The organism is Streptomyces sp. NBC_01217 (genome assembly GCF_035994185.1).
Classification (GTDB): domain Bacteria; phylum Actinomycetota; class Actinomycetes; order Streptomycetales; family Streptomycetaceae; genus Streptomyces.
The window spans coordinates 8,816,660-8,829,087 of the sequence record NZ_CP108538.1 but is presented as its reverse complement, the minus strand read 5'-3'; the positions used below and the strand labels follow the sequence as shown (position 1 = coordinate 8,829,087).

Here is a 12,428-nt window from a genome sequence, read left to right as displayed (position 1 = left end):
GTCGGGCGGTTTGTGTCCCTCCCCTCGTAGCGTGGAGTCCGTGATTGCAGGGGAAGTCGGGGTTCATGGGGTCCAAGCAACGGACGTACACGCCCGAGTTTCGTGAGGGTGCTGTACGCATTGTGATCGAGACGGGCAGGCCGATCCCGGAGGTCGCCGAGGAACCCGGCGTCCACTCCGGCACGCTGCACAGCTGGGTGTCGCGGTGGCGGCGCAACGGGTCGGCGTCGTCCGACCGGCCGGCCGAGCCCGCGCCGGGTGGCCGGATCCGCGAGGCCGAGCGGGCCGAGCTGGAGCGGCTGCGGCGGGAGATGAGCGAGAAGAACAAGCGGATACGCGAGCTGGAGATGGAGCGTGATGTCCTCAAGCGATGCATGGTCCTCTGGGTGAAGTGACCGGGACGGACCCGGCCGCCCTGGCCGTCGGGCGCCTGCGCTCGGACCGGGTCATGCTCCGCGACCCAGGCCCGGTCCGCCCCGGGCCGAGGGGCGGGCGGCCCCGTCGGCACGGCGGCGTCCTCACCTTCGCCAAGCCCGACAGCTGGCACCAGCCCGACGTCACCACCAGCACGGACACCACCCACTACGGCAAGGCCGAGGCGATGGCCTGGGACCGGATGCACCCCAGACTCACCCACCGCGGCCCGTGGCTGGACCACGCCGAGGAGGAACTGCCCGTCCTGCACGGCACGCTGGTGCGGCTACAGGTCGAGCGCGGGTCTGTACGCCCACCGGTGTAATTGATGATCATGGAAGAGACATCAAGTGACTGACACCGTGACCGAGTTCGTGGCCGCCACTGACCAGGCGGATCCGTCGCCGGGGGCTGCGACGGTCGAGCAGAAACTGATCGACCAGCTCGTCGAGCAGGCCCGCAGCAAGGGGCTGCAGCTGACCGGCGAGGGCGGACTGCTGCAGCAGCTGACCAAGACGGTTCTGGAGTCCGCCCTGGAGGGCGAGATCACCGACCATCTCGGCTATGACAAGCACGACCCGGCGGGCAAGGACGGCGGCAACTCCCGTAACGGCACCCGGTCCAAGACGGTGCTGACAGACATCGGGCCGGTCGAGATCGACGTGCTTCGCGACCGGGAGGGCTCCTTCGAGCCGGCCATCGTCAAGAAGCGGCAGCGCCGGCTGACCGGCGTGGACGAGATGGTGCTCTCGCTGTCGGCGAAGGGCCTCGCGCACGGGGAGATCTCCGCGCACCTGGCCGAGGTCTACGGCGCGGACGTGTCCAAGACGACCATCAGCACGATCACCGACAAGGTGATGGACGGCATGGCGGAATGGCAGAACCGTCCGCTCGACCGCCCGGAGCTGATCGCCATCGCAACCGCCTGGACCGCCGGGCCGGGCATGGGGTCTTAGCCAGGGGGCTTGGGCCAGGTATGTTGTGTCTCACTCCGTAATGTGACCGGCGCGTAGCGAAGTTCGCAAGCCAACATCGGGTTAATTCTCATCACCGGATGAACGATCCGCCACGGCCGTCGCTTAACATCATTTTCCCGAGTCAAGTGTTCTGGCGCTCGGCGGGTGCATCACGCCTACCCGGTACGGGGCTTCCGCAGTGGCGGGCATTCAGCGCTTCTCGCGCAGGGCCGGTGCGCCGGTCTCCAGGCAACAGTCAAGGAAGGCGGGGCGCCATGGCGGCGACCGACGGCGGGGATATCGGTTTCAAGGGCTCGGACGGCGTCCTGTACCAGACGACGCCCGAGGACCTGAAGGTCAAGGCGGGGGACATCCGCACCACCGAACAGACCGTCCAGGCGGAACTCGACGCACTGAAGAGCTACGTCGTCGGCCTGGAGGCGAAGTGGAAGGGTGTCGCCTCCAGCACCTTCCAGGAGCTCATGAAGGAGTGGGACACGTACGCGGCGCAATTGCAGAACGCGCTTCTCGCCATCGCGAACGGCCTGGACTCCACCGCGGACAACTACTTGGGCTCCGAGCACTCGAACCTGAAGAACCTCAGCGCCGTGAACCTGCCGAAGGCGAACCTGGTTTGACGGCGATGCGCGCCGGCCTGCGCGCACGCACGCAGCACGGAACACATTTCTCGTCGGAGGAACCGAAATGCCCGATATTGAAAGCATGCCCATCTATGTCGGTCAGGACCTGGAGACTGCGGGGCATGACCTCAACGCCTCGGCCGAGCACATCATGGGCGAACTGCACGCCCTGCGGGCCCGGATCCGGTCGCTGATCGACACATGGAACGCCCAGTCCGCAGGCGAGTACCAGATGCGCATGCACGAGTGGGACATGGCCGCCGTCGGCCTCTTCGGCAGCGAGGAGGAGGACGGCGTGCTCGGCGAGATCGCCCATGTGATGCGCGTGAACTGGGGCAATTATGCCGGGGCCGAGGAAGCGAACATCAAGACGTGGAACGCCACGCACTGACCCCCGACAGAGCCGGCTCATGCCGACGTGTGACAAGGACGACGCCCAGTGGAGAATGAACGCTGCCATGTGACCGTGGTGGGAGCGCGGCGGCGGGTGGACCTCGCGGTGCCCGCGCACGCGGCCATCGCCGAGTACACCCCGACCTTGCTCGGACTCGTGGGTCAGGTGGAGTTTGACGAAACCTTTCCTCCGGTCTGGTCGCTGGCCCTGCCCGGCGCCCCGCCGTTCTCGCCGGAGGCCTCCCTGCGGGAGTCCGGCGTCGCGGACGGCGCCACGCTGTACCTGCGGGACGCTGCCGTGGGGGAGTTCGACGAGCCCGTGGTCACCGACCTCGAGGAGTCGGTCGGGAAGGTCGGCGACGACGTCGCCGTGTGGGGTTGGCGGCCGCGTGCCTACACCACCCTGGTCCTCGGCATCCTGACCCTCATCGCGGGGTTCGTGACGCTGACCTGGTCGGACGTCGGCGCCACCATCCGGCCGGCCACCGGCGTCGGCGCGATGGTCGTCGCGTTCTCGCTGACCCTGCTGACCTGGCACGCCACCCGCCAGCGCTGGTCGCTCCCGCTGGGCCTGCGGCTGATCATCGCGTACTCGGCCGTTCCGCTGCTCGCTGTGGCCGCCGCCTCCGTACCGGTGGCGACGGTGAACACCGGTTCCATGTTGCTGGCGTTGAGTGTCGGGGGCGTGATCGGCGCGCTCGCCGGCCTGCTGGCCGTCCGCCACGCGACGACGCTGATGGCAGTGGCGATCACCGTCCTTGCCCTCGTACTGACCGCGAGCCTGACCCTCGGCCAGGTCACGTTGCTGGAGGCCTCCGCCGTGGTGGCCATCACGATGATGGCCGTGCTCGGCGCCGCCCCCAAGGCCGCCGGGCACTTCGCGGTCCTGGCCGGGCCGGACTCCGGCGGCGCGGACGCCTACGCCGACGAGGCCGGCGTGCTGCACCTGGTGAAGCGGGGACAGCGGCTGCTTATCGGAACGAACACCCTGGGATCCCTCGTCGTCGCCGCGTGTCTGATGGTCCTGGGCTCCGCGCACCAGTCCTTCGCGGTGGCCCTGACCGGCTGCCTCGGCCTCACGCTCATCCTGCGGGCGGGGCGGCTGACCATAGCTGCGGCGGTCGTCCCCTTGGTGGCCGCGGGAACGATCGGCCTGGCGACCGCAGTGATCAAGGCCCCGGGCAACTTCGGCGCACCGATCTGGACCGGTCCCGTCGCGCTGCTCGGCGCGGCCGTGCTCGCCCTGGCCTTCGGCCTGAGCAGGGTGTTCCGCGCGGACGCCACCGAGGAACGCCCCTCCTGGATCGACCCGCTCGCCGGGTTCTTCCTGGTGATCTCCGTGCCGCTCGCGGTGGGTGTCTTCGGCGTCTACACGTCGCTGCTGCACTCGGGACAGACGCCGTGACGGGTTCGGGGAACGGAGTGCGGCACCGGTGAAGCGCAACGCGCTGCGGGTGGCGGACCGAGGCTGGGGCACCTACCGCACCGTCACGGCCGCCGTCCGGGCAGCCGGTGAGGGCACGGTGATCCACGTCCAGCCGGGGGTCTACCGCGAGTCCCTGGTCCTGGACCGCGACGTCACCGTCGTCGCGGAGAAGGGCCCCGGCACGGTGCGCATCGTGGCCGCGCACGGCCCCGCCGCCAGTGTGAGCGGCGGCGCGCCCGTGCTGCGAGAGCTGACGCTCGAGGGCGGTACGGACCGCGAAGGACCAGCGGTGCTCGTCGGCGGCGGCGCGCCGGTGCTCGACCACTGCGCGGTGTCCGGCGGCCGGGTCGAAGTCACCCGCGACGCCGCCGAACTGCGCTCGTGCACCATCGAGGACACCGAAGGCCCCGGTGTCCACATCACCGGAACCGCGGCCGCGGTCCTCGAGGACTGCGTGATCCGGTCGACGGCCGGGCACGGCATGACGCTGAGCGACGCCGCCCGGGTGGAGATGCGCCGCACCACCGTCGAACGGGTCGCCGGGTGCGGCATCGTGTTGACCGGGGAGTCCCGGGGCACCTTCGACGACTGCACGATCCGGCACGTCGGCGACGCGGCGCTGCTGGTGCAGACCCCGGCGCGCCCCCTGCTGCGCGGCTGTCGGCTGCATGACACGAAGGCCCAGGGGGTGCGGATCGCCGACGCCCCCCGCGCCGCGGCCGCCGCCTCGGAATCCGCCGCCGAGGGGGACGCCGCAGCGGCCGGCCGCGAGGACCTGCGGATCCGGCTGGAGAAGTGCGAGATCTTCCGGACCGGGCGAGAAGGCGTACTGGCGGGCGGCGCCGCCGAGCTCCGGATACACGACTGCCACATCCGGGAGACGGGCGGAGCGGGGGTGATCGTCATGGGCACCGGCCGGGTGGAGCTCGACCAGACACGCGTGGTCGATGTGCCCGGGACCGGCCTGGCCGCCGTGGAGGGCGCCGATTTGCAGGTGCACCGCGGCACCGTGGCCCGTACCGGGGCCAACGGCGTGCACGCGACGGACCGCTGCACTGTCCGGCTCACCGAGTGCGAGATCTCCACCACCGCGTACACGGCCCTGCACTTCGCCGGAAGCGCCCGCGTGGAACTGCGTTCCTGCACGGTGCGGGACAGCGCGCAGCACGCGGTGCGGGTGGAGGGTGCGGCGGACTTCACCGCCGAGGACACCCGGGTGGAGCGGGCGCGGATGACGGGCGTCGACATCAAGGACGCCGACGCGGTGCTGCGCCGGTGCGTGATCAGCGAGACGGAGACCGGCATCCGCCTGGACAGCCGGCACCGGCCACTGCTGGAGGGCTGCGAGGTGCTCCGGCCCTCGAAGACGGGCATCGAGATCGCCGCCGGTACCGGCGCGGTGGTGCTCGGCGGGCGGGTCGACGGCTCGGGGTCGGCCGGAGTCTTCCTCGACGAGCGCAGTGAGCCCTGGATCGAGGAACTGACCATAGCCGACGCCAAGGGCAGCGGACTGGTGATCTGGACCGGGGCCAAGCCCCGGGTGCGGTCGGTGACGATCGCGGGCGCCGCGAAGAACGGCGTATACGTGGGCGACGGCGCCGAGGGGCTGCTGGAGGACTGCGCGGTCTCCGCCACCGGCTATCCGGCGGTGCACGTGGGGGCGAAGGCCTCCCCCGTGCTGCGCCGGTGCCTGGTGCACGACACGGACGAGGACCTGTCGCAGGCCGACGACGCGGCGGCCCGTTTCGAGCAGTGCCGCAGCAGCAACGTCAAGTCCGCCACCATGCCGACGGCCGACAAGGGCGAAGTGGCCGCCGCGGTGGGCGCGGTGGGTGCCGCGCGCGGCGCGGCCGGCGGGCAGGCCGCCGAGGTAAGCGTCCAGGAGCGGGTCGGCGAGGACCGGTTGCCGGAGCTGCTGGCCGAACTCGAGCGGCTGGTGGGTCTGGAGGGCGTCAAGCGCGAAGTGGCCTCCATGGCCAAGCTGATGCAGATGGTCAAGCGACGTCAGGAGGCGGGGCTGCAGCCTCCGCCGCTGAGCCGACACCTGATCTTCGCCGGCAACCCGGGCACCGGCAAGACGACGGTGGCGCGGCTCTACGGTCGCCTGCTCGCGGCGCTCGGGCTGCTGGCCAGTGGACACCTGGTGGAGGCCGACCGCAGCGCGCTGGTGGGCGAGTACGTCGGCCACACCGGGCCGAAGACCACCGCGGTCTTCCGGCAGGCGCTGGGCGGCGTGCTGTTCATCGACGAGGCGTACGCCCTGGCACCGGCGGGGCAGAGCAACGACTTCGGGCAGGAGGCCGTCTCCACCCTGGTGAAGCTGATGGAGGACCACCGCGACGACGTGGTGGTGATCGCGGCCGGCTACCCGGAGGACATGGAGCGCTTCATCGACTCCAACCCTGGTCTGGCCTCACGCTTCACCCGCACACTGCGCTTCGACGACTACGCGTCGACGGACCTGGTGCGGATCGTGGAACACCAGGCGTCCCAGCACGAGTACCGGCTCGGCGAGGAGACGGCGGCGGCGCTGCTGACCCACTTCGACTCCATCGAGCGGACGGAGCGTTTCGGCAACGGGCGCACCGCCCGCCAGGCCTTCCAGCAGATGACCGAGCGGCACGCCATGCGGGTGGCCGACCTGGCCGAGGTCGGCGACGAGGACCTGACGGTGCTGCTGCCGGCCGACGTGCCCACGGTGGTGGCCTGATGGCCCGGCACCGCGGGCACGCGGCGCCCTGCTCAGCCGGTGACGGAGCCCGGAGGTTCGGGGAAGCGCGAGGCCCGGTCGACACGGGCGTAGGACTGGCCCGCGTTGTTGATCATGGCGATGAAGTTGCCGAGCAGCTCCAGGGAGTTGCTCTGCATGGCCAGGGCCTTCTGCATCGCCGGGTTGATGTGCCGGGCGAACTCCTCGCCGATCTCGGCGAGCGTGCGCTGGTCGTTGTCGTCGCTCTCCTGCGGCGACGGGGACCAGCCGGTCCCCCCGGGGGTCTGGCCGCCCGTGTACTGACCCGAGGAGATGGGCGGGGGCGGGGCGGCGGGGCCCCAGAACTGCCCGTGCACAGCGCCGTCGACCTTCTGGCGCAGCGCCTCGTAGTTGAAGACTGCGTTGCGGCTCTGGGCCAGCAGGGTGTTCTCGGTCGCACGTACCGTGCCCGCGTCGAAGCGGATCGGGCCGCTGTCGACCACGTCGCTCGCCGACTGGCCGCCGGTCTGGCCGCCCGGGTCGACGTTGAAGCTGGGCGGAGTGTCCCAACCGACCGACATGGTGGGGACGGTATTGCCGAGGTCCTTTCCGGCGTCGGGGTCGTCGCCGTCGCCCGCTCCGGTGGAGCCGGAGTGGTTCTGCTGGGGATTAGGCATTCTCTTCTCCCGTATGCGCGTCCGCCGGCCGGACAGGGCCGGCGCTCCGGTCGGCAGTTGCCGACGCGTATCAGTTTGTCATACCGAAGTCCGGCCAAGAAAAAATCGAGCCGGGACTTCGAGAGCGGAGATCCGCGGCCTGCGGCCGGCGGGCAACGTAAAAGGAGCATGACTCATGGCGACGCCGACAGGGGACACTGCCGCATTGACCGCGTCACTTCGAACGGGGGCCCTCGAAGCGGAACCGCTCGCTCGTGCGGTGCGGCAACCCGCCGAGGTCGGCGGAAAGGTGCTGGTCGCGAAAGAGAAGGGCTCGGGCGGCAGTCGCAATAATTCAGGTGGCCAAGGCGGCACGATGTCCCCGGGCGAGTTCCAGGTCGCGCTGGGCGAACTCAGGCGTGCGATCGGTGTCGTACGGGGGGAGAGCGAGCAGATATCGGGCCTGATCGGCCAGATCGAGAACCATTTCGAGGCGGCCCACACCTCCTGGCAGAGTCCTTCCGCGTCGTCGTTCGAGGTGATGTCGAGCTGGTTCGCGAGGGCCTCTCGCGAACTGGAGGCACTACTGCGGGACATGGCGAGCCGCATGCAGACCGCCTATGACAACTACGCAGCCGCCGAGCACGCCAACACCCAGAATTCCGGAGGCTGACCATGCCCGAGAGCGTCGACTACGACATCAGCTCGATAAAGATCGACCCGCAGACGCTCGGCGCGGAGGGCGGCAGTCTGATGTCGCTCGCCAACGAGATCGGTGAAGCGATCGTGCGGATCAACAACACCGCCGCCGCCCTGAAATTGGGGTGGGTGGCGCCCAGCGCCGATGAGGCGCATGAATTCGGCGAACGCTGGACACGGGTGATGCGGCAGATGTTCGGCGAGAAGGACGGCCAGATCGGCGTCCTTCCCGCCCTCGCCGGAGGAATCCTCGGAACGGCCGTCGGATTCAGCCACCTGGAACTCGAGCTGGAATCCGCATTCGTCAATTTCTCCAATGAGCTCGCGGTTCCGTCCGGTGGCGACACCGGCCCGTCGGACCACACCGGACCCGGCTTCCCCATCACTCAGGACTTCCCGAACTAAATGACCAGGACAGATTTCCACCGCCCGGCCAGGACGTTCCCGCCGTCGGTCCCGGACCAGCAGATCTCGCTGGCGCCGCCGCCGCAGAAGGTCGCACAGAACCAGGCCCAGACCTGGCTGTACATGCTGCTGCCGCTCCTCAGCAGCGTCAGCATGGCCGCCTACATGGTCACCTTCGGCCGACCATGGATGATCATGCTCGGCATCGGCTTCGTCGTCGTCTCCATCGGTGTCACCGTCCTGGTCAGGATGCAGACCAAGAACGCCGGTCGACGCACGCAGTTCCGCCAGCGCGACCGGTACGTCGAATACCTCGGCGACATCCGACGCCAGGCACGGGAGTCGGCGGCCGCGCAGCGCGCCGTCGGCGCCTTCGTGCACCCGAGCCCCCAGCGGCTGTGGGCGATCGCCACCACCGGTCCGCGCCGCGTCTGGGAGCGCAGGCCCACCGACGCGGACTTCCTGAAGCTGCGGCTGGGGATCGGCAGCGGCACGCCGGCGATGCGTATCGCCCTGAGCAGGCACAGCGACCCCACGACGGAGCACGATCCCGAGGCGCACCGCCGCGCCGAGAAGCTCGCCCGCGACTTCGAGACCGTCGGCCTGCAGCCGGCCTGGGTCGATCTGGCGAACACCGGTGTCCTGAGCGTGCTCGGACCCGAGGAGCGCACCGCGGAGCAGGTCAGATCCATGCTGCTGCAGATCGCCGTCCTGCACGCCCCCGACGACGTCCAGATAGCCGCCCTCACCGCGGGCGAGGACCCCTCCTGGGGGTGGGTGAAGTGGCTGCCGCACGCTCGCCAGCCGGGCCGCGGGGACTCCGTCCCCATGGTGGCGGAGAGCATGGACGGCATCGCCGACCTGCTCCAGTCCCATGTCGACCGCGTGCGCGAGGAACGCGCGGAGCGCGCCGGCTCACTGGGCGTGCGGCGCGAGACCAGGGTCTCCCGCCATCTCGTGGTGGTGCTCGACGGGTTCCGGCCGAACGCGGAATGGGCGCGACTGCCGCTGGTGGCCGATCTGCTGACCGAGGCCGGCCCGGAGAGCGGTCTGCACGTGGTGTGCCTGGTCACGAAGGAGAGCGAGGAGCCCAGCCGGGTCGACGCGCGCGCCCGGGTGGACGCCGACGGGACCCTCACCCTGGAGACCCGATACCCCGCCCTGGTCCAGTCGGTCCGGGACGCGGTCGCCGACGAGTGCCCGCCGCGGCTCGGCGAGCAGACGGCCCGGGCGCTGGCGCCACTGCGGCTGTCCGGCGAGCAGGAGCAGGTCCTCGCCCGCACCGTCGCCCTGCCCGAGATGCTGGGCGTGGCGGATCTCGGCTCGTTCGACCCCACCGAGCTGTGGCGGGAGCCCGAGGACGAGGCGCTGATGCGGCTGCCGATCGGCTTCACCGGCGACGGCGCCCCGCTGGTGCTGGATCTCAAGGAGTCCGCGCTGGGCGGCGTCGGGCCGCACGGCCTGGTCGTCGGCGCGACCGGTTCCGGCAAGAGCGAACTGCTGCGCACCCTCGTGACGGGTCTGACCATGACCCACGCCCCGGAGCACCTGAGTTTCGTCCTGGTCGACTTCAAGGGCGGCGCCACCTTCGCCGGCGTCACCGAACTGCCGCACGTGGCGGGCCTGATCACCAACCTCGCCGACGACCTGGCGATGGTGGACCGGGTCCGCACTGCGCTGCAGGGCGAGCAGCAGCGTCGTCAGCAGATGCTGCGCAGCGCCGGCAACGTGGACTCGGTCCGCGAGTACCAGATCCTGCAGGCGAGCGGCGGCACCGACCTGGACGGCAGGCCGCTGGAGCCGATGCCGTACCTGATGATCGTCGTCGACGAGTTCGGTGAGCTCCTCGCCCAGCGGCCCGATTTCATCGAGCTCTTCGTCCAGATCGGACGAGTCGGCCGAAGCCTGGGCATGCACCTGCTGCTGGCCACCCAGCGGCTCGAAGAGGGCCGCCTGCGCGGCCTGGAGTCACACCTGTCGTACCGCATCTGTCTGCGCACCTTCAGCGCACAGGAGAGCCGGGCCGTGATCGGGACGCCCGACGCCTACCGGCTCCCCTCGATCCCCGGCTCCGCGTACCTGAAGGTCGACGAGTCCCTCTACGAACGCTTCCGCGTCGCCCACATATCCGGCGCCTACCAGGAGGAGGACGAGCGGGAGCCGGTGACGGGACCGCCCCCGGCCCCGGTGCCGTTCCGCATGCGCACCGCCGAGGACGCCCAGGCCGAGGAGACCGACGACGCCGAGCCCTCGGTGACGCTCTCCCGGCCGCTACCCGGTCGGCGCACCGAGATGCAGGTGGCCGTGGAGCGGGTGAGGGCGCACGGCAATCCCGTGCACCAGGTGTGGTTGCCACCGCTGCCCGCGATGGCGGAACTCGACTCGATGCTGGGTCCCGTCGGCACCGAGGGCGAGCGCGGGTTCCACGCCGTGATGTGGCCCCAGGGCGGCGGCCTCTCCTTCCCGATCGGCGTGGTGGACCTGCCCGCCCGCCAGGAGCAGCGCCCCTTGCTCCTGGACCTGTCCGGCCAGCAGGGGCACCTGATCCTGGTGGGCGCGCCGCAGTCCGGCAAGAGCACCCTCCTGCGCTCGCTCATGGTGAGCGCGATGCTCACCCACACCCCCGACGAACTGCAGTTCCTGGGGATCGACTTCGGCGGCGGCAGCCTCATCGGCCTGGAGCGGGCACCGCACGTCTCCGGCATCACGACCCGGCACGACGAGGCGCGCACCCGGCGGGCTCTCTCGGTGGTCCGCCAGCTGGTGAACGACCGGGAGCGGCTCTTTCAGGAACTGCGGATCGACTCCGCGGCGGACTTCCGCCGGCTCCGTGACGAGAAGTCCCTGCCCGACGGTGTCAACGCCGCCGACATCGTCCTCGTCGTCGACAACTGGGCCGCCCTGCGGGGGGCCATGGACGAGGCCGAGGAGGTCATCCCCGACATCGCGGTGCGAGGCCTCAACGTGGGTGTGCATTTGGTGCTCAGCGCCAACCGCTGGGCCGAACTGCGGGCCAACCTGCGCGACACCATCACCGGCCGTCTGGAGCTGCGCCTCGCCGAGCCCGCCGAGTCGGAGATCTCCCGGCCGCTGGCCAGACAGCTGCGCGCGTTCGTGCCCGGCCGCGGCCTCGCGGCGCCCGGCAACTTCTTCCAGGCGGCGCTGCCGCGCCTGGACGGTTCGGCGTCCACCGACAATCTCACCAAGGCCCAGGAAGTCGTGGTCGACGAGCTGGTCGCGGGCTGGAAGGGCGCTGTCGCCCCGCCGCTGCGGGTGCTCGCCGAACTGATCACGCCGGAGGAGCTGGACGGGGCCTGCCAGGCCCTTCCCGGCGGGGTCGAGGCGCTGCCCGCGGGCGCCGTGCCGATCGGGATCAGGGAGTTCGACCTGGCTCCCGCGGCCCTCGATCTGGACGCCGACGGACCGCACTTCCTGGTCTACGGCGACTCCGGCTCGGGCAAGACCTCGTTCTTGCGCTCGTGGATGCGCGCGGTGACCAAGCGCCGGTCGGCCTGGGACGCGCGCTTCATCGTCATCGACTACCGGCGCGGACTGCTCGGCGCGGTGCCCGAGGACTACGTCGGCGCGGTGGCCGGGGATCCGGACGCCGCCGCCGTCTACGTGGCACAGGTCGTGGAGAAGCTCAAGGAGCGGATGCCTCCCCCCGGCATCACCCCGCGCGAGCTGAAGGAGCGCGACTGGTGGGCCGGGCCCGAGCTGTACCTGGTCGTGGACGACTACGACCTGGTGGCCTCGGGCGGGGCGACCGGACGCGGACCGTTGGCAGCGGTGGGCGACTACATCACCCAGGCCGCCGAGATCGGCTTCCACGTGGTGCTCGCCCGCAGGAACGGCGGGATGAGCCGCTCGATGGCCGACCCGGTGGCCGGCCGGATCCGCGAACTCGGCTCCGCCGGGCTGCTGCTGTCCGGCGATCCCCGTGAGGGAGCGGTGCTGCAGGACCAGCGGGCGCGGCGCCTCCCGCCCGGCCGGGGCATCCTCGTCTCCCGCCGCAGCGGCGCCTCCCTCGTCCAGACCGTGCACGACGCGGCCGACGACTAGCCACCCGTACCGGCTGACGCCACCCGAAGCTCATGACCGGCGGGCGGTCCCCGCCCGGACCGCCCGCCTGTAAGGACACATACACGC

The 12,428-nt window shown here is 70.7% G+C and carries 10 protein-coding genes and 1 pseudogene; 10 read left to right on the top strand and 1 reads right to left on the bottom strand.

Features of this window, described 5'->3' with window-relative positions:
• The first annotated feature begins 65 nt into the window (after positions 1-65).
• From OG507_RS39240 to OG507_RS39210, 7 genes and pseudogenes are all read left to right on the top strand, one after another.
• Entirely contained in the window at positions 66-395 is a 330-nt protein-coding gene (locus tag OG507_RS39240; protein ID WP_327365073.1) for a transposase, read from the top strand.
• Positions 392-739, top strand: coding sequence for a transposase (locus tag OG507_RS39235; protein ID WP_442810911.1), 348 nt, complete (start codon positions 392-394; stop codon positions 737-739). The genes OG507_RS39240 and OG507_RS39235 overlap by 4 nt, the downstream gene beginning before the upstream one ends.
• 106 nt (positions 740-845) lie before the next feature.
• A pseudogene (locus tag OG507_RS39230) lies at positions 846-1,310 on the top strand (transposase); the annotation flags it as partial.
• 335 nt (positions 1,311-1,645) lie between these two features.
• Entirely contained in the window at positions 1,646-2,008 is a 363-nt protein-coding gene (locus OG507_RS39225) for a WXG100 family type VII secretion target (RefSeq protein WP_327365074.1), read from the top strand.
• An 85-nt stretch (positions 2,009-2,093) separates the two neighbouring features.
• Positions 2,094-2,402: a WXG100 family type VII secretion target gene (locus OG507_RS39220; protein ID WP_327365075.1), complete on the top strand. Its 309-nt coding sequence runs from the start codon at positions 2,094-2,096 to the stop codon at positions 2,400-2,402.
• A 48-nt stretch (positions 2,403-2,450) separates the two neighbouring features.
• Entirely contained in the window at positions 2,451-3,809 is a 1,359-nt protein-coding gene (gene eccD / locus OG507_RS39215) for a type VII secretion integral membrane protein EccD (protein ID WP_327365076.1), read from the top strand.
• A gap of 28 nt (positions 3,810-3,837) precedes the next feature.
• Positions 3,838-6,540 (top strand): right-handed parallel beta-helix repeat-containing protein, encoded by a 2,703-nt coding sequence (locus OG507_RS39210; protein WP_327365077.1) that lies wholly within the window; start codon positions 3,838-3,840, stop codon positions 6,538-6,540.
• A 32-nt stretch (positions 6,541-6,572) separates the two neighbouring features.
• On the opposite strand, the gene OG507_RS39205 is transcribed toward OG507_RS39210, so the two are convergent.
• Entirely contained in the window at positions 6,573-7,196 is a 624-nt protein-coding gene (locus OG507_RS39205; RefSeq protein WP_327365078.1) for a hypothetical protein, read from the bottom strand.
• A 175-nt stretch (positions 7,197-7,371) separates the two neighbouring features.
• Between OG507_RS39205 and OG507_RS39200 the strand changes: the two genes are divergently transcribed.
• The 3 genes from OG507_RS39200 to eccCa are packed head-to-tail and all read left to right on the top strand — an operon-like array spanning position 7,372 to position 12,341.
• Positions 7,372-7,848, top strand: a complete 477-nt coding sequence (locus OG507_RS39200; protein WP_327365079.1) for a WXG100 family type VII secretion target — start codon at positions 7,372-7,374, stop codon at positions 7,846-7,848.
• 2 nt (positions 7,849-7,850) lie between these two features.
• A complete protein-coding gene (locus OG507_RS39195; protein WP_327365080.1) occupies positions 7,851-8,279 on the top strand; it encodes a WXG100 family type VII secretion target in 429 nt (142 codons plus the stop codon).
• Positions 8,280-12,341: a type VII secretion protein EccCa gene (eccCa, locus tag OG507_RS39190; RefSeq protein WP_327365081.1), complete on the top strand. Its 4,062-nt coding sequence runs from the start codon at positions 8,280-8,282 to the stop codon at positions 12,339-12,341.
• The last annotated feature ends 87 nt before the right edge of the window (positions 12,342-12,428 follow it).